At 31.9% G+C, this 26,358-nt stretch carries 30 protein-coding genes; 14 read left to right on the forward strand and 16 right to left on the reverse strand.

Annotation, left to right across the window (positions count from 1 at the left end):
- The first annotated feature begins 236 nt into the window (after window positions 1-236).
- From DL91_RS02990 to DL91_RS03020, 6 genes are all read left to right on the forward strand, one after another.
- On the forward strand, window positions 237-476 hold the full coding sequence (locus DL91_RS02990) for a PRC-barrel domain-containing protein (protein WP_048190196.1): 240 nt from the start codon (window positions 237-239) through the stop codon (window positions 474-476).
- Window positions 477-665: 189 nt separating this feature from the next.
- Complete coding sequence (locus DL91_RS12650; RefSeq protein ID WP_052374049.1) at window positions 666-1,319, forward strand: Hsp20/alpha crystallin family protein; 654 nt, start codon at window positions 666-668, stop codon at window positions 1,317-1,319.
- A gap of 71 nt (window positions 1,320-1,390) precedes the next feature.
- A complete protein-coding gene (locus DL91_RS13775) occupies window positions 1,391-1,915 on the forward strand; it encodes a DUF5518 domain-containing protein (RefSeq protein WP_052374050.1) in 525 nt (174 codons plus the stop codon).
- A 288-nt stretch (window positions 1,916-2,203) separates the two neighbouring features.
- Entirely contained in the window at window positions 2,204-3,652 is a 1,449-nt protein-coding gene (locus DL91_RS03010; protein WP_231551364.1) for a B12-binding domain-containing radical SAM protein, read from the forward strand.
- A 58-nt stretch (window positions 3,653-3,710) separates the two neighbouring features.
- Window positions 3,711-3,860: a hypothetical protein gene (locus tag DL91_RS03015; protein WP_048190197.1), complete on the forward strand. Its 150-nt coding sequence runs from the start codon at window positions 3,711-3,713 to the stop codon at window positions 3,858-3,860.
- A gap of 48 nt (window positions 3,861-3,908) precedes the next feature.
- Entirely contained in the window at window positions 3,909-4,241 is a 333-nt protein-coding gene (locus tag DL91_RS03020; protein ID WP_048190198.1) for a DUF5518 domain-containing protein, read from the forward strand.
- Between the two features lie 145 nt (window positions 4,242-4,386).
- Here DL91_RS03020 and DL91_RS03025 read toward each other — a convergent pair whose 3' ends face one another.
- A complete protein-coding gene (locus DL91_RS03025) occupies window positions 4,387-4,986 on the reverse strand; it encodes a hypothetical protein (RefSeq protein WP_052374051.1) in 600 nt (199 codons plus the stop codon).
- 179 nt (window positions 4,987-5,165) lie between these two features.
- Between DL91_RS03025 and DL91_RS03030 the strand changes: the two genes are divergently transcribed.
- The gene (locus tag DL91_RS03030; protein ID WP_048190199.1) at window positions 5,166-5,516 is read left to right on the forward strand and encodes a Rieske 2Fe-2S domain-containing protein; all 351 of its coding nucleotides are present in this window, start codon (window positions 5,166-5,168) and stop codon (window positions 5,514-5,516) included.
- A gap of 107 nt (window positions 5,517-5,623) precedes the next feature.
- Window positions 5,624-6,124 carry a TIGR00288 family NYN domain-containing protein gene (locus DL91_RS03035; protein ID WP_048190200.1) on the forward strand — a complete coding sequence of 167 codons (501 nt, stop codon included), beginning with the start codon at window positions 5,624-5,626 and terminating at the stop codon, window positions 6,122-6,124.
- A 176-nt stretch (window positions 6,125-6,300) separates the two neighbouring features.
- Here the strand turns inward: DL91_RS03035 and DL91_RS03040 are convergent, their stop codons facing one another.
- Window positions 6,301-6,810 (reverse strand): MFS transporter, encoded by a 510-nt coding sequence (locus DL91_RS03040; protein WP_048190201.1) that lies wholly within the window; start codon window positions 6,808-6,810, stop codon window positions 6,301-6,303.
- A 273-nt stretch (window positions 6,811-7,083) separates the two neighbouring features.
- On the opposite strand from DL91_RS03040, the gene DL91_RS03045 reads away from it, so the two are divergent.
- Window positions 7,084-7,869 carry a metallophosphoesterase gene (locus DL91_RS03045; protein ID WP_048190202.1) on the forward strand — a complete coding sequence of 262 codons (786 nt, stop codon included), beginning with the start codon at window positions 7,084-7,086 and terminating at the stop codon, window positions 7,867-7,869.
- A gap of 24 nt (window positions 7,870-7,893) precedes the next feature.
- Here the strand turns inward: DL91_RS03045 and DL91_RS12655 are convergent, their stop codons facing one another.
- The 3 genes from DL91_RS12655 to DL91_RS03060 all read right to left on the reverse strand — a co-directional run bounded on the left by DL91_RS12655 (window position 7,894) and on the right by DL91_RS03060 (window position 11,025).
- Window positions 7,894-8,436, reverse strand: coding sequence for an FHA domain-containing protein (locus DL91_RS12655; RefSeq protein ID WP_197050586.1), 543 nt, complete (start codon window positions 8,434-8,436; stop codon window positions 7,894-7,896).
- 573 nt (window positions 8,437-9,009) lie between these two features.
- The gene (locus DL91_RS03055; protein ID WP_048190203.1) at window positions 9,010-10,155 is read right to left on the reverse strand and encodes a VWA domain-containing protein; all 1,146 of its coding nucleotides are present in this window, start codon (window positions 10,153-10,155) and stop codon (window positions 9,010-9,012) included.
- A gap of 21 nt (window positions 10,156-10,176) precedes the next feature.
- Complete coding sequence (locus tag DL91_RS03060; RefSeq protein WP_048190204.1) at window positions 10,177-11,025, reverse strand: MoxR family ATPase; 849 nt, start codon at window positions 11,023-11,025, stop codon at window positions 10,177-10,179.
- Window positions 11,026-11,158: 133 nt separating this feature from the next.
- Here DL91_RS03060 and DL91_RS03065 point away from each other — a divergent pair, with 133 nt between their 5' ends.
- Window positions 11,159-12,097, forward strand: coding sequence for a hypothetical protein (locus DL91_RS03065; RefSeq protein ID WP_052374058.1), 939 nt, complete (start codon window positions 11,159-11,161; stop codon window positions 12,095-12,097).
- Between the two features lie 38 nt (window positions 12,098-12,135).
- On the opposite strand, the gene DL91_RS03070 is transcribed toward DL91_RS03065, so the two are convergent.
- Together DL91_RS03070 and DL91_RS03075 are read right to left on the reverse strand one after the other, a co-directional pair.
- Window positions 12,136-12,540 carry a TIR domain-containing protein gene (locus tag DL91_RS03070; protein ID WP_048190205.1) on the reverse strand — a complete coding sequence of 135 codons (405 nt, stop codon included), beginning with the start codon at window positions 12,538-12,540 and terminating at the stop codon, window positions 12,136-12,138.
- Window positions 12,541-12,580: 40 nt separating this feature from the next.
- Complete coding sequence (locus DL91_RS03075; RefSeq protein ID WP_048190206.1) at window positions 12,581-12,847, reverse strand: ferredoxin; 267 nt, start codon at window positions 12,845-12,847, stop codon at window positions 12,581-12,583.
- Window positions 12,848-13,017: 170 nt separating this feature from the next.
- Here DL91_RS03075 and DL91_RS03080 point away from each other — a divergent pair, with 170 nt between their 5' ends.
- Window positions 13,018-13,302, forward strand: a complete 285-nt coding sequence (locus tag DL91_RS03080; protein WP_048190207.1) for an antibiotic biosynthesis monooxygenase — start codon at window positions 13,018-13,020, stop codon at window positions 13,300-13,302.
- A gap of 55 nt (window positions 13,303-13,357) precedes the next feature.
- Here the strand turns inward: DL91_RS03080 and DL91_RS03085 are convergent, their stop codons facing one another.
- Complete coding sequence (locus DL91_RS03085; protein ID WP_048190208.1) at window positions 13,358-13,597, reverse strand: hypothetical protein; 240 nt, start codon at window positions 13,595-13,597, stop codon at window positions 13,358-13,360.
- A gap of 237 nt (window positions 13,598-13,834) precedes the next feature.
- Window positions 13,835-15,919, reverse strand: a complete 2,085-nt coding sequence (locus DL91_RS03090) for an acetate--CoA ligase family protein (protein WP_048190209.1) — start codon at window positions 15,917-15,919, stop codon at window positions 13,835-13,837.
- A 529-nt stretch (window positions 15,920-16,448) separates the two neighbouring features.
- On the opposite strand from DL91_RS03090, the gene DL91_RS03095 reads away from it, so the two are divergent.
- Window positions 16,449-17,291 (forward strand): carbon-nitrogen hydrolase family protein, encoded by an 843-nt coding sequence (locus DL91_RS03095; RefSeq protein ID WP_048190210.1) that lies wholly within the window; start codon window positions 16,449-16,451, stop codon window positions 17,289-17,291.
- Window positions 17,292-17,524: 233 nt separating this feature from the next.
- Here the strand turns inward: DL91_RS03095 and DL91_RS03100 are convergent, their stop codons facing one another.
- From DL91_RS03100 to DL91_RS12660, 6 genes are all read right to left on the reverse strand, one after another.
- Window positions 17,525-17,740 carry a hypothetical protein gene (locus DL91_RS03100; protein WP_048190211.1) on the reverse strand — a complete coding sequence of 72 codons (216 nt, stop codon included), beginning with the start codon at window positions 17,738-17,740 and terminating at the stop codon, window positions 17,525-17,527.
- Between the two features lie 61 nt (window positions 17,741-17,801).
- Window positions 17,802-18,380 carry a HEAT repeat domain-containing protein gene (locus DL91_RS03105; protein WP_048190212.1) on the reverse strand — a complete coding sequence of 193 codons (579 nt, stop codon included), beginning with the start codon at window positions 18,378-18,380 and terminating at the stop codon, window positions 17,802-17,804.
- A 269-nt stretch (window positions 18,381-18,649) separates the two neighbouring features.
- On the reverse strand, window positions 18,650-19,102 hold the full coding sequence (locus DL91_RS03110) for a 4Fe-4S ferredoxin (RefSeq protein ID WP_231551365.1): 453 nt from the start codon (window positions 19,100-19,102) through the stop codon (window positions 18,650-18,652).
- Window positions 19,103-19,222: 120 nt separating this feature from the next.
- The gene (locus DL91_RS03115) at window positions 19,223-20,407 is read right to left on the reverse strand and encodes an ABC transporter permease (protein ID WP_048190213.1); all 1,185 of its coding nucleotides are present in this window, start codon (window positions 20,405-20,407) and stop codon (window positions 19,223-19,225) included.
- Between the two features lie 5 nt (window positions 20,408-20,412).
- A complete protein-coding gene (locus tag DL91_RS03120; protein ID WP_048190214.1) occupies window positions 20,413-21,423 on the reverse strand; it encodes an ABC transporter ATP-binding protein in 1,011 nt (336 codons plus the stop codon).
- Window positions 21,424-21,435: 12 nt separating this feature from the next.
- Window positions 21,436-21,987 carry a PadR family transcriptional regulator gene (locus DL91_RS12660; RefSeq protein WP_052374065.1) on the reverse strand — a complete coding sequence of 184 codons (552 nt, stop codon included), beginning with the start codon at window positions 21,985-21,987 and terminating at the stop codon, window positions 21,436-21,438.
- A gap of 511 nt (window positions 21,988-22,498) precedes the next feature.
- Here DL91_RS12660 and DL91_RS03130 point away from each other — a divergent pair.
- Both DL91_RS03130 and DL91_RS03135 read left to right on the forward strand, forming a co-directional pair.
- A complete protein-coding gene (locus tag DL91_RS03130; protein WP_048190215.1) occupies window positions 22,499-23,236 on the forward strand; it encodes a metallophosphoesterase in 738 nt (245 codons plus the stop codon).
- Window positions 23,237-23,299: 63 nt separating this feature from the next.
- Window positions 23,300-25,885, forward strand: coding sequence for an ATP-dependent helicase (locus DL91_RS03135; protein WP_048190216.1), 2,586 nt, complete (start codon window positions 23,300-23,302; stop codon window positions 25,883-25,885).
- Between the two features lie 184 nt (window positions 25,886-26,069).
- Here the strand turns inward: DL91_RS03135 and DL91_RS03140 are convergent, their stop codons facing one another.
- Complete coding sequence (locus tag DL91_RS03140; RefSeq protein ID WP_048190217.1) at window positions 26,070-26,300, reverse strand: hypothetical protein; 231 nt, start codon at window positions 26,298-26,300, stop codon at window positions 26,070-26,072.
- Between the last annotated feature and the right edge of the window lie 58 nt (window positions 26,301-26,358).

The raw sequence follows: 26,358 nt of genomic DNA on the forward strand, positions 1-26,358 counted from the left end.
ATTAAATGAAATTGAATTTAGATTTGTTTTAGTTATTAGATTGTGATTAATGTACCAACCGTAGAGGTGAAAATATGAATGGAGGCAGACCCAGTCTGTTATATATTATAGTAGTTATAATTGTGTTAATTATCCTTTTAAGATTATTAGGAATATTCTAAACTGATAAATACTGACTTAAATCAATTATAGAGAAAATTGGATTACAAATAAAAAAATTGGGGGAATGGAAAAGTATGAAAATATCTGATGAATTGATTGGTAAGGATGTTATTGACGAATCTGGAGACCAAATTGGTATAGTAAACGATGTGGAATGGGATTTTGAAGAGAACAGAGTAATATCTATTCATTTGAAGGAAGCAGGAATATCCGCAAAAATTGGCCTAGGCGATAAAAAAATAGTACCCTATGAAAAAATTGAAGCAATAGGTGACAGTGTTCTAATTAAAGGCAAAATATTCAAGAACGAATAAAGGGGCATTTTAATTTAAGTCCTTTTTAACCCCTTATTTTTTCGAACTAAATTTAAGTCGAATTACAAACGAGTTGAAAATATTTGACAAATTATTGGTATTCAAAGTTTTAATTAAGGAATATTCAGATGAAATAAAAAATTTTGGTATTAAATTTTAATAATATTATCATATAAATTGGTGATATAAATGGGAACTAAAAAAGAAATGAGCAGCAAGATGGAAGATGTTAAAAAAGGCGCTTCAGAGAAAAAAGAAGATATTAGCAATCAAATAAATGAAATTAAGGAAGGCGCTTCAGAGAAAAAAGAAGATATTGAAGAAAATGTTGATAAAGTGAAAAAAGAAGTTGAAGAAAAAAAAGAAAAGCTCGAAAAAGATAGTAAAAAAGAAGGAATGACCCCTGCAGAAAAAATATTAAATGACCTTGTAAAAAAATTCCAACAAGGAACAGGGCAAATTAACGAAGCCATAACAGATTATACAACTGAACCTGAAACTTCAAAAAAACCAAAGATGGCGTTAAAACCATTAGTTGATGTTCTGGAAACCAACGATACTATAACATTAATAGCAGATATTTCAGGTGTCAAAAAAGATGATATAGACATTGGAATATCAAAAAACAGTGTAGAAATCACAACCATGTACAAAGAAGAACCCGAACTTGAAGATGCAAAGTTCACCCAGAAAGAAAGAAGCTATGGTAAAACACATCGTACAATACCACTATCTACAGAAATAAAAGTTAAAGAAGCTAAAGCTAAATACAAAGCTTGTACACTGACCATTACGCTACCTAAAAAAGTAAAAGATATAATTAAAGTAAAGATCGAAGATTAAAAAACTATACGATGTTTGAAATCTACTTTAATTTTTTTTTTATAAATAATAAAATTTTGGAGGAGTTTAAGATGGTAAGTGTTGGAGCTATAGTTGAAGGTTTTATTTTGGCAATTATAATTACTGTTGTTTTATCTATTTTGGGTGTTGGATCAGTTATTGGATTGCCAGTTGCAATATTTGGTTTTCTAATCGCAGGTATAATTGTTGGATACATATCATATGGTGATATTATTGATGGTGTGATTAATGGAGCACTTATGGGAGTTGCAGGTGCAATAATCTTATGGATACTAAGCTTATTCAAAGGTCAGATAGCTGCATTCTCTTCACAATTATCAACCTTTGTCCCATTAAACTCAGCACCAGAATTAATTCTTGTAATAGTCGCAGGCGCAATAGGTGGTTTAATCGGCTCTCTAATATTATTATTAAACCGCAGAAACCGCAGAAACTATGGCGGCCGAAGGGACGGAGATCGAAGAGATGATGATCGAAGGGATGACAGAGATCGTAGAGATGATAGGGATAGAAGGGATGACAGAGATCGTAGAGATGATAGGGATAGAAGGGATGATAGGGATAGAAGAGACTAAGATAATAACTAACGTGTGAAAATAAGTTAAAAAAATGAAAATTTAGAGGAGTGATATAATGGATAATAAAGGACAGACTAGTTGGATATGCCTCATTGTATTCATAATAGTAGTAATAATCTTATTAAAGATATTAGGGTTGTACTAAGATTTTTAAGGATTTTTTAGGGATAACGAGAGTTATCCCCTGTGTTTATGCCATAAACATAGAGAAAATTTCAGATATGATAAAAAAAGTTTTATAAATTTCAGATAGGCTCTTGATTGATAACTAAAAAAAGGTATAAAATGAATAAAAAAATTGATATACTGCTTATAAATCCATATGATGAGAATGCATTGAAGAATGCTCTTGGTTTCATTACCCCTCCTACAAATCTTATGTACTTGGCATCATCACTTGAGAAAGAATCTTACTCAGTCAAAATTGTAGATGATGATCTTCTTCAGATGGGCTACGAAAAGGTTTCTGAACTGGCAGAAAAGCTCAATCCACAAATAGTAGGTGTTACAGCAACCACATCTACTATAAAAAGCGCCTTGAAATACGTGGAACTAGTCAAAAACATTCTACCCAATTCATTAACTGTAATAGGTGGACCCCACACTACTTTCATGCCATATGAAACCTTAAAAAATTCAGAAAACCTAGATGTAGTAGTTATAGGTGAGGGAGAAGAAACAATGGTAGATTTAGCCAACCATTCCACCGAAACTATCCAAGATCTTGACGACATTAAGGGAATTGTTTACAGGGATTTAAAGAATGGAAATTTTAAAACTACACAAAAACGGCCTTTGATAAAGGATCTTGACGCATTACCGTTCCCTGCAAGACATCTTGTACCTTTTGATTCATATGGTGCTTCTAAAGAACAGACTGGTGGAATAATAACCAGCAGAGGTTGTGTGTACAACTGTAACTACTGCTCATCATCATTAATCATGGGTAAAAAGTTCCGCTCACGCAGTCCAGACAATGTAGTGGACGAAATTGAAGAATTAATAAACCAATATCAAATAAGAGATATAGGATTCATGGACGACACATTCATGCTCAATAAAAGAAGAGCTAACGATATAGCAAATGAAATCAAAGCCAGAGATCTAGATTTAAGCTTCGTTGCATCATCCCGAGTTGACAGTGTAGACCAGAATTTACTTCAAAATATGAAAAGTGCAGGATTAAAAACAATCTACTACGGTGTAGAATCAGGGTCACAACGTATATTAGACCTTATGAAAAAGGGTATAACATTAAAACAAGCTGAAGACGCTGTTAAAAGTGCTAAAAATGTGGATCTAGAAGTTTTAACCTCTTTCATTCTAGGATATCCTGGAGAAACCGAAGAAGATATGAATAAGACCATAGATTTCTCAACAAAACTTGACTCAGACTACTCACAATATTCTATACTTACACCATTCCCTGGAACACCTATCTACAATGAACTCAAAGAAAAAAATTTAATAGACAATGATGACTGGGATGAATACACAGTACTCAAACCAGTTTTGAAATATGATGAAATGGGTTTAAACAAGAAGATGGTGGAAAGAAAACTGGCCATGGCATATTTAAAATTTTATGCAAGACCACGATATCTCATGAACCATCGTCACATGTTCAAGGTTATGTTCAAAACAGTTATGCGAAGTTTTATACTCCCAAAACTCATGGGAGGCACCGGTAAAGGTTGGTATCAAAACCTAGACAACAACACATCATCAAAATAGAAAATATAAATATAATATTAGGAATTAGGAATGTAAAACATATTATGGAGGAATTTTTATGAGTGAAAAAACAGGTGAAATTAAAGGAAAAGCAAAGGAAATGAAAGGAGAAATAAAAGGAAAAGCTAAAGAAATGGAAGGAGAAATAAAAGGGAAGACTAAAGAAGCCGAAGGAAAAATAAAAGGAAAAATTTCAAGTAAAAAATAGATTAAGATATTGGATTAAGAGTATATATCAATTTGGAGGTTTCGTAAGATGGTATATGTAAGATGGAATACTGTATTAATTGGTGTTGTAATTGCAATAGTTCTTGGTTTTATACTAGGGTTAGTATCACCATCGGGAGCAATCATCGGATTCTTAATAGCCACTATATATGTTGGTTACATGATAGGAGGGGACTACGTAAATGGTGCTATCCATGGGGCGCTTGTTGGTATAATTGCAGCGATAGTATTATTTATACTGGCTTTAATTGGATTTGGAGTTGGAGCAGGATTAACTGACATCATAATTCTTGCAATTATCGGTGCAATAGGTGGAGTAATAGGCGTTTTAATTGGAGGAAGGGGTAGGGGTAGATTCTAAACTTGAATTTAATCTTTAATACTTTTTTTATAGAATGAAAATGACACTTTTTATAGATATCGAACATTATTATTCAGTTTTGTAAAATAGTAAACTAGAAAGAAATAGAAATTTAAAAAAAAGATTTTAAGAATAGTAATTATGTTTACATTCGTTGCCAGAAGTGTTTTTTCTTCATTTCGAATTTTTCAGGGAATTGCATGATTATTCCGTGGGAAAATCCATCGGCCATCATTCTTGCTTGCTTTTCTATTTCATCGTAGGTAGATATGTCTTTTGTATAGTCTTTGGTTATTCTGGCCATTGTTTCTTCTTTGGTTAGTCTTAGATGGTCGTATAACATATTTTTCATTTCTTTTTCTTCCCAGTTGGGGTTTAGCATGTTTAAAGTGGCTGCAATTTCATCTGCATTTTTGTACCATCTTTTTTCAGAATCATCCTCTTTTGTATTATCCTCTGCGACTGCTGCTTGCACAAGCTCTGCAGCTGTTGTAAGGTGTTCGGTCATTAATTCATCGAATTTAGTTGCAGCTTGTTCACCATAAAACATTCTACACACTTCTGCCATGTCTTTGGTGTTTCTTAATAACCGATTTTCAGTGGCAATAGTCTCTGTTGCGTCTTTGATGTCCACTAAACTTATGATAGTTAGTCTGGTCCAGGCAACATGTTCTTCCCAGAGTCCCATCCATTTTTTATCGAAATCTCCTTCATGCATCGTATCCATATTTTCTTCCATTGCCATCTTGTATCACCTTATAACATTATGTTTACCATAAATGATAAACCCTTTGACATAATATAATAAACTAGGATAATATCTACAAAATTTAAGCTAAACTTAGACCTATATATCCCTATTTGTAATTTAAATAGAATTAGAGTTAATTTCAGGAAAATTTGAAGTAATAAGAGGTAGAAAAAATGAGTTTTTACGAAATTTTCAAAAAGGATGAGTTAAATGATGGTGAAATGAAAATGAAAGAAATAAACGATCACGAATATATGATTGCCCGAGTAGGAGATAACTACTACGCATCTGATAATCGTTGTCCACATATGGGAGGAAATTTATCCAATGGCAAATTAGATGGAAACGTTGTTACATGTCCAAGACATCACAGTCAATTCGACATCACAAATGGACACGTAATACGATGGACAGACTGGTCCGGAATCAAATTATCATTAGGCAAAGTATTGAAGTCCCCAAGAAATCTAAAAACATATGATCTAATGTTAGATGGTGATACAATCATGATTGATTTAGTATAAAATTAAACTCTCAAAAAACATATCAAAATCAATTATTATTACACAACTAAAATGCTAATATACAATCAAAAGCTAAAATTATTTTTTTTAGCCCATTTGGAGATAAAATGCATCGTTTAGACAAATTAACATCAGTTAAAAATTATATTCCCCTTATAAGGGAAAATTCCCCCGGGAAAAATATCGGCTTACTTGTAGATGGTCCAAATATGCTTCGGAAGGAATTTGGCTACAATTTAGATACAGTAAAAGATTTACTAGCAGAACATGGAAATGTAAAGATAGGTAAAGTTTTCCTTAACCAGTACGCTTCAGACAAGCTTATAGAAGCTGTCGTAAACCAAGGATTCTCACCCATGATAGTTGCCGGAGAGACGGATGTCCAGATGGCTATAGATGCATATGAACTTATTCACAACCCTAACATTGACATAATTGCGCTAATGACCCGTGATGTTGACTTTTTCCCATTGATAAACATTGCCAAAGAACACGGTAAAAAAACTATTATTATTGGAGCAGAACCAGGGTTCAGTGTAGCTTTGAAGAATTCAGCAGATATTTCGATTACAATGAAGAAATACCAACCACCTAAGAATACAACTTAAATACAAATTTTAGACTTTGAAACTTTTGATTTTCAATTAGATTTTATAAATAAAATACTTACAAAAAGGTATGGGCCTCAAATCAACAGCACCTACGACTAACTGACATAGTCAATATTAAACTATATGAATAGATGCATGTATCTATGAGTAAACGCTAAGATTTATAAGTAAAATCATATGTCATATGTTTGGTCTATATCAACTAAACATAATAACACTCTAAAAGACATTTTCATCCTTTCAAACTCAACCAATTTTAACATATCCCTATCAAAAAAATAGTAGTATGAAATAAAGAGACCTCCATTTGAAGGAATAGTATCTAAGAACAAATTAACATAGAAAAAAATTAATACAATAAGAGAATAAAATATAATGTGAGTATTATAATTGGGGAATAAAAATGATCCAACGGTAAATAAGAATAATCCTCCTAAAAAAATCTTCTTATATCCCACATAATCTCCTATTTTTCCAAATATCAAGAGAAAACTTGTCAAAACCAGAAGATGTGCCACAACAACCCAAGAAACAAGCGAAGTGCTAACGTCAAGATATTGGGAAATTGTTGGAAGTGCTATAGTAACAATACCTGCACTAAAAGACCATATAAAGACCCCAAAAGACATTATGAATGCTACCAAATTTCTATTGGTCTTTTTAATAGGTATATACTTGTACATAAGATTCTTCCATTATAAATAATGAGATAATGTATTTTAGGGGTCAAACTAGCTAATTATAATAGTAGGTTTAGATTAATATATATCCTTTTTCAATTCATTATGTTATTATGAACATCAATATTTTATTGTAGTTAAATTTGATAGATAAAGATGGTTTAATGGTTGTAAATTAATTTTTTTTCTTAAAATCAATATTCTTTTTCAATAATTTTGTTTCGATCATTGTTTATTATTCATAGGTTATATACTAAAAAATTGATAATTAATACTATGAATATTTACAATGGAAAACTTGTTGAACTTCCAAATGAGGGCAAGGCCATTGTTGTAACTGATCTTCATGGAAATTTAAAAGACTACAAGAAATATTTAGATATATGGGAGAAATATGAGGAGGAAAATATTCATTTTATCCTTACAGGTGATTTTATACATGCTATGGGGAGAAAGAATGATAGATCTATAGATATTTTAGAATCTATCAAACAAAAATGTGAAATTAATGAAAATTTCCATCCACTATTAGGTAACCATGAATGGTCAACCATATCTAGAACATCAGTGTACAAAAGAGGAGTAAACCAGTCTCTTAATTTTGAAGCCCTATTAAAGGAACGATTTGACAAAGGATGGAAGAATAAACTAGAAGAATATAAAAAATTCTTCAAAAAACTTCCAATAGCGGTTAAAACTGATAATAAAGTTTTCATAAGTCATGGTGGGCCACCAAAAGATATTAATAATCTGAATGAAATAATCAACATTGCAGATGAGGGATATATTTCAAATGATAAACTCTACCAGATTCTATGGAACAGGGAAGGTGATTACACTGAAAATGATCTTCAGTCTTTCCTTAGAGCAGTTGGTTGCAACGCAATGATAGTAGGACACACCCCTGTAAATGGTACCAAATTAATTGGTTCCAAACAGCTCATTGTTTCATCAAGTTATACAAAAGGTAAAAAAGCTTATGTGCTATTGGATCTTGAAAAAAAGATAAATAATGCCGAAGATATTCAGGATATGGTAAAAAAACTCAATTGGTTTAGTTAATTTTATTCAATTCCCTTATTTTAATCAATTGTTTTTTTCAGTGTATTTAATTTTAAGAGTCTTTCCAATAAGTAATTCATCATCAGTATTTAATAGTAATTTTTTGTTAGCAACCTCTTGACCATTCAACTGAGTGCCATTTTTTGTCTTTAGATCTTCAATATAAAATCCATCTGGTTCTTTAGTGATTCTAAAATGATCTTTACCTATAAAAAGAAGTTTGTCTGTTGACACAACACCTACAAAATCTTCTCTTCCAATTGTTTTTTCTGCACCATTAACAATGATATTGTTGTTATTGGGTAGAATAAGTTTTGCAAATGACACGTTATTGTGTGGATTGTGGGTGACAGTTGTTTTTAAAATCTTTGATTGTGGTGAATATTTCTTATACAATTGATCTATAATTAATCCTGCAATAGCTGCCATTATAATTGCCAAAATAAGGTCAACAGACATTTTCTGAATTCCTTGAAAAATATTATTAAAACTGAAAAATATTAAAGTCGCAATTATTATAATTGCAGTTATTGAAAGTATAATGGCCATAATTTTATTTATAATCATTTTAAACATTTCTCTCCGATACTTTGTTTAGAAATATAATGTTTTTTCTAATTTTAATATCTAAAAATATTTATCTGGGTTGTTTATAATAGGTTTTACTATTATGTAAATCATAGAAAGTTTTATATCCTAAAAATGTTTACCATTATATTTTATAGAGATTATTAATACGGATTTAAGAGAGAATAAATTGTTTTATGCCTTAATAATTCATTATTCATATTAAAACATTTTATGGAAATTCTGGGCATAAAAAAGAGAAAAATTGATTTAATTTAATATATTTATTCATTAATTTTTTAATTTAAATCATTATATGATAAAGTATTGATATTATTGTGAATTGAGGTATCTATCAATATCTTAAAAACTTGTTTGATGAGAACACTTGATATTATTGGGCACATAATAATTTAAATAGATAGAAAAGTTGTTTTCGTCCGTAATATATATGCATCTGTTAATATTTGACAAGCAGATTTCAATAGAAATTATCGTTAATTTAAAAAAATAGATTTTTTAATTGAAATAATTTTAATCCGTTGTTTATCAAAAACAATTATTAATGCACCATTATATTGTTGAGATAAGTTCTGCAAGTTGTTCGAGGTTTCTTACTTCGAAGAATTCCGCACCAGAGTCTTCATAATATGAAACACAGCTATCAACAACATTCCATTTGTTTAGCGGCTCAGGATTTAGAATAATCACTTTTTTGGATTTATCTACTATATACTCCATACTATCAGAACTTAATGGTCTTTTACCGGATTTAGGGCCTGCCCAGTCACGACAGTCACTTAAAATCAAAACATAAGATTTATTGTTAAGATCAGCCTGTTCTTTGAAACTTTCAAAAGCACTGTGCATGTTTGAAGTTCCATGTATCATCTGATTTTTTTGACGAATATCCCTGACCCTAATAAAAGCATCTAAAAGATTTGGTTCTTCAAGGGCAGATGTTGTTTCTACTGTTTTATTATCAAATTCGAAAGTTTTTGCCTTTTTAAATGAATTTTGTGCTGCATAAACCATTAAGAAAAACCAGTTACTTATCCAATCACAGGATCCACTAACATCGTTAAGAAAGAAGTGTCTGTTTTTTTTCATTCTAGGTTTTGTTTTAATAATCTCAATCAAAGTGTTACCATATTTAAGATTCTTTCTAAGTGTTTTTCTTATATCTGGACGCATATTTTTGGATTGTTTACGTCTTCTAACCCTTTTATTTGCAATTTTATTCCCGAGCTTCTGGCAGAGATCCAATAGTTCGGGTTCAAATGTTGTTAAATGGTTAATATCTTTTCTAAGGAGTTCAGATTCATCCATATTTCTGTTTAAATCATCAAGTGGAGGTCTGTAACTTGTAATATCAGATTCAGATACATGTATTTTGGTTTTAGAAGGGTCTAAAATTTTGAAAGAATAGTTGTAACCCTTTAAAAGATTTTTATTATTAGATGTTTTTGATTTAGAAGAACCATCTGATCCATCAGATTCATCACTTTCATTTCCATCACCAAATACCGATCTAAAAACTTTATCAAATTTAGCACGCTGCTGATTATTTTTTATGTACACCGAAGCTAGAGCATCATTCAAAATTTCTTCATTGTCTTTGAACATTTGCATTGTTTCATGAGCTGTTTGGGTGCTTCTTAAACTGGCAGGTATATTATTTTCCCGTAGAAGCCTTGAAAACTTAACTATCTTTTCCATATTAATTCACTCGGCTATCCTTCACTTAGAAAATTTTTTCAAAACCTTTTTTTTATCTGATTCGTTTTTTAAAACCACTGAAACTGTTTTTTTGAAAGTTTCATCGTCCAGTTTTTCAGAATTAAATTCCAGTAGTGTTTTAACCCAATCAACAGTAGCTCTAATTGATGGTTTTTTAAGGAGATTCATTTCCCTTAAATTATTGATCATAGTAACTACACTTTCAACTAGTTCATTGGAAGCTGCAGGTACATTTGCACTTACGATCTCCACTTCTCTATCAAAAGAAGGATAATCAATGTAAAGGAATAAACAACGATCTTTAGTTTCATCTAAAAGGGATCTCTGGGAATTTGATGTCATTATAACCATCAAATCATTTTGAATGTCAAATGTTCCAAGGTCGTTAACTGTGATCTGTCCCTCTCCCAAAGCTTGGAGTAAAAAACTTTCAACTTCCTCATCAGCCTTATCTATTTCGTCTATTAAAATTACTGATGGATTTTTATTCATAAATCCCTGTAAAAGCGGTCTTTTAATAAAAAACTCTTCGTTGAATATGTCTTGATCAATTTCTTTTATCCGTGACATTTCCAGGTGAAGTAGTTGTTTTTGATAATTCCACTCACCGACTATCTGTTCGAATGTTATACCCTCATAGCATTGTACTCTGAAAAAATCCATTCCAAATGACCTGCTAACAGCTTTTGAAAGTTCTGTTTTACCTACACCCGGAGGACCTTCTACAAGAACAGGTTTTTTTAATTTAAAAGCTAGATAAATCGTAGTAACCGTACTATTATCAGGTATATAATGGTTTTTAATTAAGTTATTTTTAAGTGATTCCATAGTAATTTCACTATCTTTCATAAGTATCTGTATTGTCCAAACGAAATTTATAAATTTTCCCAAATATGAGGAATTATATCTATATGAACATTTTAATTATAATTATAAAAAAATATTTTAAATGAGTAAATACAATTAATAGATAGTGGATTAAATGCCATATTTGATATGTGACAGATGTAATGGCTATTATGAGCTCCAGGAAGGAGAATCAAAGGAAGATTTTCAAGAGTGTCAATGTGGTGGAAATTTAACATTTTTCAATGAACTTGGAGATAATGCTAAGAAACAATCAACAATGGCATTATCCAATGATATTATCAATGATAATGAAGTAGATTTAAGACATTCTTCTGAAAACGCATTGAAAGATAAAAATCCGATTAGAGGATATAAATTCACATTTTTAGTATTATTCATTTTCATGATTTCGTTAGTTGCAGCAGCATCATTCAGCAGTTTTATTGCTACAGACAACAACAGCATTTCCAATCAATCCACACTTGGACACGATACAAAGGGTTATGTAACCAAATACATTTATCAATCTTCTGAATCAAACAAAACTTCAAATAAAATAGCTATTGTTACAGGAATACATCCCAGGGAACATCTTTCAAAGACTGTTTGGACCGATCTATTGAAGAATTATAATGTGCCACCAGGTATTGAAATTGTTCAATATGATATCAACGTTGTTGCTGAGCCTGATGATTTTACATTTGGAAGAAATAATGGTGAAACCCTTGCAGCCACATATATACTCCCCGACATAACTAAATCAAATTATAAAATGGTAATAGTATGTCATGACCATGAGCCAGGATATGGGCAAGGATTTTATTTTGCAACCCCTGAAATGGATGCTAACTCTGTACAATTTGCTGAATCATTGAAACAGAAAATTCCAGATTTTAACTACTACAAAAATAATAATAACTCTGAGAAAGGTACTTCTAATATCCATTTCACAGATCCACTTGTAAAAAAGGGATATAGGGCAATTGTTTATGAAATGCCCGGATTATCAGGTTATAATGAAGCTTATAATAAAACTTTAGAACTTCTAGATATGTCAATACAGAATATGTGATTTGAGTTAAAACATTCAGGTATTTACTTAGGATAATTTTAATCATCATATCCTTCTTCATCTAAACTTTCATGTATTGAATCAACAATACATCCAGCATTCCAACCAATAACTTCTGATGCTTTTTTTTCAATGTTTCCTGGAACTGTTTCTAAACCATATGGTCTTATCATAACAATGGGTTTGCCAAGTTCCACAGCAACGTCTATTTCACGTTGAATCAAATCTTTATCCGCTGAATATAGGCCAGATAATATTACAACAACATCAACAGATTTCATCTGTTCTTTTAAATCTTCTTTATCTGTTTTATCTGCAATACTATGATTGATGTATTGAAAATCATTAACAGATTCCAGTTTACCAATTAATTTATCATATTCATAAGTTGATTCTTCTAGTTGACTTAAAAATAAATTATAAGTTATTGATTCATTTTCCATTATTTTTACTTCCCTATTTTTTCAATAATTACTATATATTTTATAGGAGTTCCACATCATCTTCGTATACATGGATGATCATAACTGGACAGCTTTCTGCTGCATCAACACTACAGTTTTCTTCTTCCATTTCAAGTTCATCATTATTTTCTACCCTTTCTGAACCAATGATATGTGCTATGCCACCTTCATCTAATTCAAAAAGTTCTGGACATAAATCCTCACATGAACCACATGATGTACACTTGTCCCTTTTAACAACCACCTTAAATTTTAAATGTTGTTTCTCATCCACATTTTTTGTCATATGGTTATTATATTGATTTTTCTATATAGATTTTTCAGAAATAACAAAATGAAATTTTTTTTATAAAGTCTATTTATTTCCTATATATTTCTATAAAAATTAAAATGACACCTAGAACAGAAATATAAAATAGATATTTTAGAATCCAATGAAATAGGAGTTGATAGAATATGACATTTGTTTTGGTGATACACAGAGTAGAGGATTATACTAAATGGAAACCAGTATATGATGAAGATGGTGCTACACGAAAAGCCAAAGGTTCTAAAGGTGCTTCTGTTCTTAGAAATACAAAAGATCCCAATCATTTAGTAGTAATAACCGAATGGGAAAATTTGGAAAAAGCCAAAGATTTTACTGAATCTGATGATTTGAAAAATACAATGTTAAAAGCAGGTGTAGTTGGTAAACCCGCTGTTTTTTATTTAGAAGAGATTGAAAAAACACCATACTAATTACAAATATTTATTCATTTCTTTAAAATATTTTTTATCCAAATGGTAGTTAGCATTATTCAGATGTTCTATTGTCTAATGAATCATTCACTGTTTTTATAGACTGGAATACTGCCTTATTTTTAATTGCTTCAACAATAAATTCAATTTCATTATTATTTGCTTGTGTCCATTCCATTCCATTATTTTCATATAGTGTTCTAAAATATTTTTTTAAAAGAGCCTTGGACAGTAAATAATTTTTAGTTACTCCCTTTTCTGCAGCTTCAAGTAGTTTACTTTTTTCTTCATCCATAAACAGACCTCCTAACATTTAAAGAAAAAAAATGAAGATTTTTGATCATCCTAAGATAAATATTATTTACTTATAATAGATTACTTTGTGGATTCAATCAAATGAAATTATCTTTAATTATACTGTAGACTTTTTTTACATACATTATTTATCTCAATTTATCTTATTTAACCCAATAAATACATATTTTCCATTTAGGATATATCGAAAATTTTAAAAAAAAATTATTAAAGGAGTTTAATCTTCCTTCAGTATTAACCTCATATCGACGGCTAATGCTCCTTTTCCTTCCTCAAAAACCATCAATGGATTGATTTCAAATTCATTGATCTCAGGGAAGTCTGTTACCAGCTGTGAAATCCTCAATATTATATCTGAAATAGAATCGATATCGCTTGCTTTATCTCCTCTTGTTCCTTCAAGCAGTTTATGGGTTTTAATTCCAGTTATCATATTATTTGCTTCAATTTCACTTACAGGTGCTATTGCAAATTTAACGTCCTTTACTATTTCAACGTAAATACCACCAAGTCCAAACATCAGCATAGGTCCAAAAGTAGGATCTTGGATCATACCTATGATTACTTCTTTACCTCCAGACAACATTTGTTGTAATTGCACACCTTCAAGTTGTGCTTCTGGTTCCTTTTTAGGTATGTTTTCCATCATGTCTTCGTAGGCTGTTCTGATTTCTTCTGCATTATTCAAATAAAGTTTTATTCCACCAACATCAGATTTATGGGAAATTTGTGGAGAAACTATTTTCATAACCAAAGGATATCCAATTTCTTCAGCAGCTTTCACAGTTTCCTCAACTGTTGTGGTAATAGCAGTACCTACGGTTGGAATTCCATATGCCTTTAGTATATCAAATGATTCAAGACCAAATGTGTTAACACCCTTTTTCTTTGCATGATTGATTATATTCCTAACTGCATCTTTATCAACATCAAATTTAAGATGTTTTGGATATTCCTGATTTTTTATAATGGAATAATCATACAATCTTTTCATGCTTTTAACAGCTCTTTTAGGATACAAATAATTTGGAACCCTTTTTTCTGCAAGAAGTCTTTCAGCACCTTCAAAACGTGTTCCACCAAAGAAACTACATAAAACGGGTTTTTCAGATTTTGTTGCCAGTTCAATTGCTACATTAGCTGTTCCTTCAGGATCTGTTACTGACTGGGGTGTTACCAGATAAATTACTCCATCAACGTTTGGATCTTTTAAAACAATTTCAAGTGCAAATCTAAACCTATCTGGACTTGCATCACCCAACACATCCACAGGATTTTTAACATTAGCTGTAGAAGGTAATCCTGCTTTTAACTTTTCTTGGGTATCACATGTAAGCTTTGAAAGTTCAAGACCGGCCTTAATCGCAGCGTCTGTTGTCATAATTGCAGGACCGCCAGCATTTGTTATTATAGCTATTCTATTCCCCTTTGGAAGTGGTGATAATGCAAAAGCACTACTATAATCCATCATTTCATCAAGAGAAGTTACACGTATAATTCCACTTTGTGAGAATGCTGCATCGTATGCTGAATCAGAACCTGCAATTGTGCCTGTATGGGAAGAAACAGCTTCAGATCCCTTGGCTGTTGTTCCAGATTTTATAAGTAGGATTGGTTTTTTCTGGGATGCTTTTCTACTTGCTTTTATAAATCCTTGACCATCCACAATGCCTTCAAGATATCCAGTTATAACTTCAGTATTTTCATTTTCCATAAAATCTTCGATACAATCATTTTCATTGATACCGGCTTTATTTCCGAGGCTAATGATCCGAGAAAAACCTATATTCTTTTTATCAGCATAGTCAAGTATTGCTGCCATTATAGCTCCTGACTGACTCATAAAAGCTATTTTGCCTTTATGTGCAATATCAGATGCAAATGATGCGTTCATATCATTGTATGTATCCATTATTCCCAAACAATTTGGACCAACAAGTTTAATATCATAATTTTCGCATATTTCAACCAGTTTTTTCTCAAGTTTGAAACCTTCCTTATCAACTTCTTTAAATCCTGCTGAGATAACAACAATATTTTTGATTCCGGTTTCTCCACATTCTTCAACGGTTAATGGAACTAAAGATGCAGGTATAACTATTACTGCAAGATCTACGCGACCATATTCCTTTATTGAACTAAAAGCAGGAATCCCTAATACTTTGCCGACTTTAGGGTTGATTGGGATAATTTTTCCCTTATAATTATTTAAAAGAGATGTCATTAAATCGTATCCGATTTTACCTTTCGTCTCAGATGCACCTATTACTGCAACTGATTTAGCATTAAACATATCAAGCATGTCTTATCACCTATATCACTGATTACTTTGTTATAAATTCTATATTTGGATTTCTTTTGAGCATCATTTGAAAAGAAAATTTCAAAATAAACATTTTAACATCACTATTAAGAATATTTAAGTATTTTTATTTTGTATTTACGATAATTAGTTGAAAATTTATTAATTAATCAAAAATACTTATTTATATGCAGTTATTTATAAAATCAAGTTTAAAACATTCCAATCCAGAAAATGTTATTTTAAATTGTTTTATATAATGTGTTTATATTAACATATTTTTTTGAATGTTTATTCTATAAATCAAGACTATAATATCCTTTCATTTAATTTCTGCTTTATTTGTTTGTGCAATAATATTGAAATTAGAATAAATGCTATCCATGGGGCAAGTGTTGAATTATTTATAATTTTGTTAATTATACAAACTTGTAAATCTCTAAAAAATTATATTGATTAAATGATTATTTAAGCATTAATTTATTGTTTTCGAGGTTAAGGATTTTAATAAAAAAAAATGGAAATAAATATGAAAAATAATTTTAGGATTGCTGTATGTCAGATGAATGTTGCGGATGATAAACAGCTTAATCTGGATAAGGCAACTAAAATGATCTGTGAAGCTTCTAAAAATGGGGCAGAAATGGTTGTATTACCCGAAATGTTTAACTGTCCCTATGATACCAACAAATTTCTAGCCTATGCTGAATCTATGGATAATAGTATATCATTGAAATCAGTTTCTAATGCTGCAGCAGATAATGGTGTTTATTTAGTGGCGGGATCTATACCCGAATTACTCGATGGAAAACTGTACAACTCGAGTTTCATCTTTGACAAGAAGGGTAAAGTTATTAATAAACACCGGAAAATGCATCTCTTTGATATAAACGTTCCAAATGAGATAACATTTAAAGAATCTGAAGTAATAACAGCCGGAAATAATATAACCGTTTTAGAAACGGATTTAGCCAAAATTGGAGTGGCAATATGTTACGATATGAGGTTTCCAGAACTTTTCAGATTGATGACTTTAAAAGGAGCAGAATTAGTAGTTGTACCGGGAGCATTTAACAAGACAACAGGACCAGCCCACTGGGAAACTACAATACGTGCTAGGGCAATAGACAACCAGACATATATGGCTGTTGCGTCACCATCCCAAAATATTGACATGGCATATATAGCATACGGTCATTCAATGGTGGTGGATCCCTGGGGGAATATCATTGCACAAGCAGATGAAGATGAAGAGATAATTTACGCAACCATAGATAAAGATTATATCTACAAAGTACGTAAAGAACTGCCACTTTTAAAAAATAGACGTACTGACATTTATGATTTAATTGAAATTATTAAAAATAAATAAAAAAAATAAATCTTTGTATAACTACAATTTTCCTGATTACATTAAATAAGTGATTCTAGAGAATTTTTTCCGCTTAATTCGTGATATGTACGAGTATACATTATTGTCATATTATTTTGTATTGAGTTTTAATTACTAATTTAGTTAATTTTAAGACACTTTTAGATGTCTCTAATTTGATATGAATGACACATATCGATCAAATTTCAATAAATATTATTCATGATATAATATCAGAAGTTCATTAAATTTGATTGAAGTTCTTGCTTCTTTTGATTATCATTAAGCCAGATTTTTACCTCTTTCCATACCTCGTTACATTTATCTGTACTTTTTTTACCTATAGCATTCCTAATGGCCAAATCTACTTCTTTGCGTTCTTCTTTAGTTTCAGGTTCAATATTTAGGTCTGAAAGAAAATCTTTCATTTGCCTGATGTAACAACTCATTTAAACATCTCCGGGACAATTAATAAAAAATGAGATAGGAAATTATGAAGGTGGATAGTTTTTATCCTATTTTCTTAAGTGCCTTGGTAGCAACTTTTTTAAATTCTTTATCTCCTTTTGCAGCTCTTCGGGCTTTTTTAACAGGGTCTATTGCTTTTTCATCACCTATGTCTCCCAATGCTTTGGCAACTGAACATCTGACACCCCAATCATCATCTTGCAGTGCATCTATAAGGGGTTCTACAGCTTTCTTACTGCCCATTTCACCTAAAGACTTTGCAGATGTTTTCCTGACACTCCAGTCTTCATCCTTCAATGCCACTATCAAGTGTTCAACTACATTATCATCACCCATATTTTTTAGGGCAAATGTGGCATACCTTTTTGTATTGCCTTCCTCACCTTTTAATGCTTTTACAAGGGGTTCAACCGCAGGTTTTCCTATTTCTGCCAGTGATTTTGATGCTTGAAATCTTACATCAGGATTTTCATCGTTAAGAGCCAGGATTAAAGGTTCAACAGCAGATTTCTGGCCGGAGGTTCCTAGTTCTAATGCTGCATCTGTTCTTACCTCGGGATCTGAGTCTAATAATTTTTCAATTAAAGTTTCAATTTCAGCTGATTGTTTAGTTTCATCCATTTATAACACCATAATCACAATTTATTAAATTTAACTCCAAGTTAATATTCAAATGAAGTCTATTTCATATTTTAATTTTTCAATATCTTGAATGTTTACTTTGTTAGTATAATTTCACACTAAATAACTATAAAAATATATCTTAAAATAAATTTAAGAAATATTTATCATTTTATAATAGCGGAAATAATAAATTGACTATGAATATTTGAATATCCTTAAAAAAAAGATTATATGAGCGTATAAAAAGTAAGTAGTTTGGTGTTATTTTATTTTAATTGGTGCATCAGTAAGTACTGTTCCCAATTAACTGCTGAACCTACTTCTGGTGTTGTGAGCAAACCGTTTTTTTCAATCTGTCCAAGATTGGCCTGATTTGCTGCAATTAAATTCAAAGATATAAATGTGTTGTCTTTTGTTTTTTCTGATTTAGGAAAAGGAAATGCATTATAGCCTTCAGCTTCTAATAAATTACTTATATGTTCTGTAATCTTGTTTAATTTCCGATCTGTAAAGTTATAAACTTTTTTATTATCACTCATCAATCCATCTTTGGTTAAAGGTAGAGTAATCCCTATTGAGATGGCTTTTGGATATTCATCAAACAGCGCACTATATTGTTCTATAATTGAATTTTGTACGTGAGATAAATTAGCAATGCCAAAGAGATAGTCTTCACATTCCTTTTCAATAATCATCCTTGCTTTATCTTCAAATTCCATATATTTACTTCCTCATTTCATTTTTTTTATTTTACAAACATTTTATTTAAGAAAATGATAACTAGTGGAATTAAATCCACTATTTATCTAAAATATTTTATTTTTTCAATAAAACACTATTTACCTAGTCATTGACTTTCTGAAGAGCGGTACTGCAATTGCCATTGTAACAATACCAAATGCCACAAGTATTAAGATCTGGTAGAATACATCCCCAATACCTGCATTTAATAGCATTATTTTACGCATTGCATCAGCAGCATATGTCAATGGTATGAACTGTGAGATTGTCTGCATGAACCATGGCATCTGTTGGATCGGGTAGAAAACACCTCCCAAAAACATCATTGGGAACATTAAAAGGTTCACAAGCATGGTGCTTGATGCTTGATCTTCAGACATTGAAACTGCTACAATTCCAATTCCCACAAAACTGAATATTCCCAGTATTAGCATGACAAATGCTAGCATAATACTTCCCTGGATTGTAACTCCAAAGAATAGCATGGCCAGCACTAATATCAGAATACACTGAGCAAATCCTCTGACACATAATGCTGTTGTTTTGCCTAGAATAATGGAAACCTGATTTATTGGTGCAGACAACATTCCATCAAAAGTTCCCATTTCCTTCTCTTTTGAGATGGCCTCTGGAATTCCAGTCATAACCGTCATCATAACGATCATGATCATCAGTCCGGGTGCCAGGAAGTTGAAATAATTTGTTTGACCTGGTATTGTGGTTTTAACATTTGGTGTGTATGGGAACACAACTGCCTGCGCATTTACAGTTTGGTTTGTTGATTTGCCCATTTCCATAACGTTATTTTCTGCTTGCATACCATTCAATCCAGTTATTGTACTTGTTGCAACACTTTGGATCTGTGTAGCAACCTGTGGATTGCTGTTATCCACATATACAATTACATTGGCAGATTGTCCATGTGTCATATTATATGAAAACCCGGACGGTATAATGAATGTCCCATAGAGCTTTCCTCTGTTGATCTGTGTTTTGGCGTCGTCAAGAGTAGAAAAATTTTCAAAGCTCATATAACTGGCGTTTTTATTCAGAGTATTAAGCTGTGTTGTAAATGCTGTTGCACTTGGTCCTTGATCAAGGTTGACAATCCCAACTGGCATGTTTTGTTGTGTGTTACCACTTGGGAAAATGAAACCAAACATAACAAGGAAAGCTATGGGCATTATAACTAAAGCTGCGAGTGACATGCGATTTCTTTTAAGCGCAAGAAGGTCCTTGGCCATTATATGATAGCTATCTTTTAATATTTTTATTATATCCATAATACTCATCTCACCCTAGCCTTTGGTGCATGTCCATGCTGTACAGGGGCTGGTTTTTCAGTAGCCTGGTCACGCATTTCCTTACCTGTTACAGTCAGGAAAACATCTTCAAGTGTTGATTCGTTACTGTTAACAATTGAAAAGATATCGCCGCCTTCTAATCTGATCTTGTCAATAATCTGATTAAGAGCATCTTTACCCTTAGCACTGATTTTAATATGGTGATCATCCTGCTGTGCAATAGCAGTTACAATTTTCAATGTTTTCAACTGTTCAATCAGTTTAGATGATAAATTCATTATCTTCATTGTGAATATGGTTGTTTCACTGTTTACCAACATATTTTTCAAGTTCTCAGGAGTGTCTAAAGCTGCTATTTTACCATGGTCAATAATTGCAACACGATCACTCAGCGCTTCTGCCTCTGTCATAGCATGTGTTGTGAGTATCACTGTTACTCCGTTGTTGTTGATGTTTCTGATAATTTCCCGAATGGAAAAAGTTGTCTGAGGGTCAAGTCCGAGTGTTGGTTCATCCATGAAAAGTATTTTAGGCTCGGGTAAGAGTGCTCTGATTACATTTATACGCTGTTTCATACCTGTTGAAAACTTGTTGATCTGTGTGTTTTTCCATTCCTGCATATCAACAAGTTCGAGTAATTCATCAATACGTAATTCAATTTTTTCTTTCGGCATATCGTAAAGTTTTCCGAAGAATCTAAGGTTTTCAGCCGCAGTAAGTGTGTCGTACATTATCATCTTCTCTGCAACTAGTCCAATTTCCTTACGGACTTTCGCTGAATCTTCAACAAGATCATAACCTGAAACAAGTGCAGACCCTGATGTTGGTTGAGCAAGGGTACAAAGCATCCTTATTGTAGTGCTTTTACCTGCACCATTTGGGCCTAAAAAACCGAAGATCTCACCCTCTTCAACATGAAGGGATAAAGTATCCACAGCTGTGAAATCACCAAACTTTTTAGTGAGATTATTTAATTTAATAGCTTGTTCAGTCATATATTCCTCCAATTAATCGTCATTTAATGATTCTTTTAAATTTTTGAGTCTTACACTTAAATCATTCAACATTTCTTCGTATGAACTTAATTTATCCTTTTTTATATCCTCTAAATAAGATATGTAACTGTCAATTTCTGCTATTGCATGTTCAACTGCATATGCACTACGATCCATTTGTTTTCCATGAAGTTGATAGTGTCCAAATACTTTACGGGCAATTTCCTGTCCTTTGCCTGTTAATTCATATTTGCCATCTTCCTTCTTTAAGATCAAATTTTCATCAACCATCTTTTTAAGCATAGGATAGATTGAGCCGGGTGAAGGACGTTGAGTTTGGTGTTTCATTTTATGCAGTATGCGTCGATCGATCTCATAATTTTCTTTCATATGACGCATTTTGATAGCATTATGGTGCTCTTCAATGGAGTCCATTATTTCAACCCCATTTTTGGACCCTTCATCTAGAACATGAATTATCCAGATTCTTAAACCACCAAGTCTTTGCATTTCTTCTATTCTTTCATGAAATTTTTCATGAAGATTTTTAAATGAGTCCCACAATTGTATCCATTCCTCCTTATCGATTTATCGAAATAATATCTGTTAGTAGATATTGAATAAGGGACAATAACTCCCCTATATTAAATATTAAAGATTTAATCATAAATCAATATCAAATATCCGATATCGATTATTCGATATTATAACGATTCTTATATAAATACTTTTTGGAAATCTTTGAATTAATAAGTAATAAAAAAATATAAGGACTTATTTGTGCACACTTAATATCAGGTACAGAACTCTTAAATTGAAATAATAACCATATTTAACTAATAATTGATTGAATATCAGTTTTTATACATGATTTTCATATTTTTGATCAGCTTTATATATACGGCGATACTCTTTAGTAACATTAGAAATATTCAAATTAATACACTGTATTTTCATTGATTGCTACTTATTTTCATATACAAAAAAAATATTGAAATAGAAAATCAAGAAAATTTATAATTCAATTAATTATCTTAAACGAATTTGTTACTTAGTTTAATATTTAGACGATAAAATGGAAGAAAAATTAATTTATAACGCTGAAATTGCTGATCTCGGGCTTTTCATAGATAATACTTTGATCATATCTGACCTTCATATTGGATATGAACAATCCCTTAACCGGGAGGGTATTATGGTTCCAAGATTTCAGTATAAAATGATCCTAAAACGGTTACATGAAATACTCAAAAGGTACAACGTGACAAGGGTTATTGTAAACGGAGATCTTAAACATGAATTTGGAAGAATAACCCGGCAAGAATGGATGGAAGCCAAAAACTTCATAGAATTTCTACAGGAGAATTTTGACGAAGTCATTCTTATAAAAGGTAATCATGATAACTTCACCAAGTTCATTGCTGAAAAATCAGATCTAGCAGTATACGAAACATATTCACTCGGTAATTACATTATAATGCATGGGGACAAGATTACTGATGATATAATGACCAAAGATAATTCAACAATAATAATAGGACATGAACACCCATGTATAGGTATTAGAAACGGTGAAAGACTCGAGAAAATTAAATGTTTCCTTAAGGGAACTTACAAAGAGAAAAATCTCATTGTAATGCCTTCATTCAATTTCGTAACAGAAGGATCAGACATACTGCATGAAAAACCGTTATCCCCCTTTCTAAAGAATAGATCAAAAGAAGAATTTGAAGTATATGGTGTAGAAAACTTTGAAGTGTTATATTTTGGAAAAATTAAGGATATTCTGGCGGTTAAAGATAAATTTTACTAAAAATAATAATCAAATCAGAAATTATATAAAAAAATTTACTTACATTTTAATTTAGGGAAATATATGATAGAAAAACAGGAAAAAGCCTATAAAGACGGAGAAATATATAAGATACTCCATCCGTGGGTTAAAAAATGGTTTAAAGAAAAATTTGAAACATTTTCTGAAGCACAACATTACGCTATAATGGATATTCATATTGGTGAAAATGTACTGGTTTCCTCTCCAACTGGTTCTGGAAAAACTTTAACAGCATTTCTATCAATAATCAGCGAATTAACACATCTGGCAGAACGAGATGAACTCGAAGATAGGGTTTACTGTCTTTACATATCCCCATTAAAGGCTCTTGACAATGATATTGAAAAGAACCTGGAAGAACCATTGACCGAGATAGAGGCAATAGCAGGAAAAAAATTGGGAATCAGAAAAGCTGTCAGAACAGGAGATACAAGCCAGTATCAACGTTCTAAAATGCTTAAAACTCCTCCACACATTCTCATAACCACACCAGAAACACTTTCAATACTTTTATGCGCACCTAAATTCCGTGACAAACTCAAGGATATTAAATACTTAATTGTTGATGAAATTCATTCACTTGCTGACAACAAACGTGGTGTTCACATGAGTCTCACACTTGAACGCTTGCAGAGCCTTACAGGGGGATTCACAAGGATAGGTCTGAGTGCTACAGTACATCCTCTGGGAAAGATAGCCAGTTTCCTTGTGGGATATGAAAATGGTCTTGTTAGAAATTGTAAAGTAGTTGATGTCAATTATATAAAACAGCTCGACATGAAAGTATTATGCCCGGTTGAGGATATTGTGATGTCTGATCCTGAAGATGTGAATACAGCACTCTACAACCTCTTGCACGATCTTGTAAATGAACATAAAACCACACTTATCTTCACCAATACACGGAGCGGAACAGAGAGTGTTGTTTTTAACCTTAAAAAGAAATTTCCAGATTTTTACAGCCATGAAAACATAATGGCACACCATTCATCCCTATCAAAGGAGCTTAGATTAGAAGCGGAGAATAAATTAAAGGATGGAGAATTAAAGGTTGTTGTATCATCAACATCACTGGAACTTGGTATAGACATAGGGTACATTGATCTGGTAGTTCTTGTAAGTTCACCTAAATCTGTTTCAAGAGCTCTTCAACGTATTGGTAGAAGCGGTCATAAACTTCATGATAAGTCCAAGGGAAGGATTATTGTTGTTGAGAGAGATGATCTTGTTGAATGTTCACTCATTCTAAAAAATGCTATTGAAGGTAAAATTGATGAGATACATATACCTCAAAATTGTCTCGATGTTTTATCCCAGCAGATATATGGAATGGCTATTGAAGGAAAATGGGACATAGATAATGCATACAATGTTATTAGGGGAAGCTACAACTACAGAAACCTTACCCAAAACGATTTTATAAGTGTTTTAAGTTATCTGGCCGGTGATTATACCAGTTTAGAGGACAGATATGTTTATGCAAAGATATGGGTTGACTACAAGGAGAAACAGTTTGGGAAACGTGGAAAACTTGCAAGGATGTTGTATTCAACTAATATAGGCACAATCCCTGACAGATCTGCAGCCAGAGTCAAGTGCAATGGAGAAGTTATCGGCCGTATAGAAGAGGACTTCATGGAAAAACTCAGGAAAGGTGATACATTTGTGCTTGGGGGAAAAATATACAGATTCAACTATGCTAGGGGAATGACAGTTAATGTAACTCCTTCATCAGGGCCACCAACAATTCCTTCATGGTTCTCGGAGCAGCTGCCACTTTCATTTGACTTGGCAATGTCTATCCAGAACTTCAGGGCCATAATGGATGTGAAGTTTAAAAGCAAGAAGGATAAGGATGAAATAATCAAGTTTATCCATGAATTTCTCTACGTAGATTACAATGCCGCTAATTCAATTTATAGCTATTTCAGGGAACAATACATGTTTGCACAGATACCAAGTGCCAGAAATTTACTCATAGAATTTTACAAGGGATATGGGGGAAGAAAATTTGTTATTTTCCATGCATTATTTGGTAGAAGAGTAAACGATGCACTTTCGAGGGCTGTAGCATATTTAATAGCAGAAAAATATAAACGCGATGTAATGATATCTGTTTCAGATAATGGTTTTTATCTGAGCTCTGATGGTAAGGTAGGTGGATTAGATGTATTTAATGAACTCCAACCTGAAAATATTGAGGAAATTTTAATAAAAGCAATTGATAAGACAGAAACATTAGCTGCAAGATTCCGTCACTGTGCTGGAAGATCTCTTATGATACTTAGAAAGTATAAAGGAAATGAAAAGAGTGTTTCAAGACAACAGATAAAGGGTAAAATACTTCTTAAGTTTGTTAAAGATCTTGACGATAACTTTTCAATACTTAAAGAAGCTAGGCGTGAAGTAATTGAGGATTATATGGATGTGAAAAATGCAAAAAAAGTACTTAAGATGATCCAAGATGGCCGGATGAACATAACCAAAATTGATACTAAAATACCCTCACCATTTGCATTTAACCTGGTTGCACAGAGCTATCTGGATGTGTTAAAATATGAAGAACGTATAGAATTCATAAGAAGGATGCATCAGGCCATAATAAAAGAAATAGGGGAAGATATATAGGAATAATATTTAACATATTTAAGGTAATTCATATATTTTCGATTAAAAAGATTATTCTATCATAGTTTTAGGTAAACCCTCTTCCCTACAGTTGTCCAATATTTTTTTAAGCTTAGCCCTGTTTGATGGTGTTAAAAGCTTTAACATGCTTTTAATTTTAAGAATTGCAGATGCAGATGGTTTTCTAACCTAGTAGATGTGTCATTGCATAAGCTTCCAAGGGGTGTAGTGATTGAGAATTTTCAATAAATTTATTATAACGATTTTTATAACTTGGAGTAAATGAATCTGGATTTTTAAGCAAATCTTCAAGACGGTACTTCATTCTATTTGCAAACATTTTAGGACTGGTTTTTTCGCTTAGAATACATTTAAGTACATCTTCAGGAATTTTATCAGCATCAAATTTACTCATCCACAGAACCAGTGCAATATTGCCTTTGGTTGTATCATCTAGTTCATTTAATCGATCA

It is taken from the genome of Methanobacterium sp. SMA-27, from assembly GCF_000744455.1.
Taxonomy (GTDB): Archaea; Methanobacteriota; Methanobacteria; order Methanobacteriales; family Methanobacteriaceae; genus Methanobacterium_B.

What these genes read in the sequence shown, in the direction of transcription:
- DL91_RS03010 (WP_231551364.1), top strand. Translation starts at nt 2,204, where the DNA reads ATGAATAAAAAAATTGATATACTGCTTATAAATCCATATGATGAGAAT.
- DL91_RS03045 (WP_048190202.1), top strand. Translation starts at nt 7,084, where the DNA reads ATGAATATTTACAATGGAAAACTTGTTGAACTTCCAAATGAGGGCAAG.
- DL91_RS03130 (WP_048190215.1), top strand. Translation starts at nt 22,499, where the DNA reads ATGGAAGAAAAATTAATTTATAACGCTGAAATTGCTGATCTCGGGCTT.
- DL91_RS03025 (WP_052374051.1), bottom strand. Translation starts at nt 4,986, where the DNA reads ATGGCAATGGAAGAAAATATGGATACGATGCATGAAGGAGATTTCGAT.
- DL91_RS03105 (WP_048190212.1), bottom strand. Translation starts at nt 18,380, where the DNA reads ATGGATGAAACTAAACAATCAGCTGAAATTGAAACTTTAATTGAAAAA.
- DL91_RS12655 (WP_197050586.1), bottom strand. Translation starts at nt 8,436, where the DNA reads ATGATTATAAATAAAATTATGGCCATTATACTTTCAATAACTGCAATT.
- DL91_RS03015 (WP_048190197.1), top strand. Translation starts at nt 3,711, where the DNA reads ATGAGTGAAAAAACAGGTGAAATTAAAGGAAAAGCAAAGGAAATGAAA.
- DL91_RS03120 (WP_048190214.1), bottom strand. Translation starts at nt 21,423, where the DNA reads ATGACTGAACAAGCTATTAAATTAAATAATCTCACTAAAAAGTTTGGT.
- DL91_RS13775 (WP_052374050.1), top strand. Translation starts at nt 1,391, where the DNA reads ATGGTAAGTGTTGGAGCTATAGTTGAAGGTTTTATTTTGGCAATTATA.
- DL91_RS03085 (WP_048190208.1), bottom strand. Translation starts at nt 13,597, where the DNA reads ATGGATGAAGAAAAAAGTAAACTACTTGAAGCTGCAGAAAAGGGAGTA.
- DL91_RS12650 (WP_052374049.1), top strand. Translation starts at nt 666, where the DNA reads ATGGGAACTAAAAAAGAAATGAGCAGCAAGATGGAAGATGTTAAAAAA.
- DL91_RS03070 (WP_048190205.1), bottom strand. Translation starts at nt 12,540, where the DNA reads ATGGAAAATGAATCAATAACTTATAATTTATTTTTAAGTCAACTAGAA.
- DL91_RS03060 (WP_048190204.1), bottom strand. Translation starts at nt 11,025, where the DNA reads ATGAAAGATAGTGAAATTACTATGGAATCACTTAAAAATAACTTAATT.
- DL91_RS03030 (WP_048190199.1), top strand. Translation starts at nt 5,166, where the DNA reads ATGAGTTTTTACGAAATTTTCAAAAAGGATGAGTTAAATGATGGTGAA.
- DL91_RS03020 (WP_048190198.1), top strand. Translation starts at nt 3,909, where the DNA reads ATGGTATATGTAAGATGGAATACTGTATTAATTGGTGTTGTAATTGCA.
- DL91_RS03100 (WP_048190211.1), bottom strand. Translation starts at nt 17,740, where the DNA reads ATGAGTTGTTACATCAGGCAAATGAAAGATTTTCTTTCAGACCTAAAT.
- DL91_RS03075 (WP_048190206.1), bottom strand. Translation starts at nt 12,847, where the DNA reads ATGACAAAAAATGTGGATGAGAAACAACATTTAAAATTTAAGGTGGTT.
- DL91_RS03110 (WP_231551365.1), bottom strand. Translation starts at nt 19,102, where the DNA reads ATGGAATTTGAAGATAAAGCAAGGATGATTATTGAAAAGGAATGTGAA.
- DL91_RS03080 (WP_048190207.1), top strand. Translation starts at nt 13,018, where the DNA reads ATGACATTTGTTTTGGTGATACACAGAGTAGAGGATTATACTAAATGG.
- DL91_RS03065 (WP_052374058.1), top strand. Translation starts at nt 11,159, where the DNA reads ATGCCATATTTGATATGTGACAGATGTAATGGCTATTATGAGCTCCAG.
- DL91_RS03040 (WP_048190201.1), bottom strand. Translation starts at nt 6,810, where the DNA reads ATGTACAAGTATATACCTATTAAAAAGACCAATAGAAATTTGGTAGCA.
- DL91_RS03095 (WP_048190210.1), top strand. Translation starts at nt 16,449, where the DNA reads ATGAAAAATAATTTTAGGATTGCTGTATGTCAGATGAATGTTGCGGAT.
- DL91_RS03055 (WP_048190203.1), bottom strand. Translation starts at nt 10,155, where the DNA reads ATGGAAAAGATAGTTAAGTTTTCAAGGCTTCTACGGGAAAATAATATA.
- DL91_RS03135 (WP_048190216.1), top strand. Translation starts at nt 23,300, where the DNA reads ATGATAGAAAAACAGGAAAAAGCCTATAAAGACGGAGAAATATATAAG.
- DL91_RS03035 (WP_048190200.1), top strand. Translation starts at nt 5,624, where the DNA reads ATGCATCGTTTAGACAAATTAACATCAGTTAAAAATTATATTCCCCTT.
- DL91_RS03140 (WP_048190217.1), bottom strand. Translation starts at nt 26,300, where the DNA reads ATGAGTAAATTTGATGCTGATAAAATTCCTGAAGATGTACTTAAATGT.
- DL91_RS03090 (WP_048190209.1), bottom strand. Translation starts at nt 15,919, where the DNA reads ATGCTTGATATGTTTAATGCTAAATCAGTTGCAGTAATAGGTGCATCT.
- DL91_RS02990 (WP_048190196.1), top strand. Translation starts at nt 237, where the DNA reads ATGAAAATATCTGATGAATTGATTGGTAAGGATGTTATTGACGAATCT.
- DL91_RS03115 (WP_048190213.1), bottom strand. Translation starts at nt 20,407, where the DNA reads ATGGATATAATAAAAATATTAAAAGATAGCTATCATATAATGGCCAAG.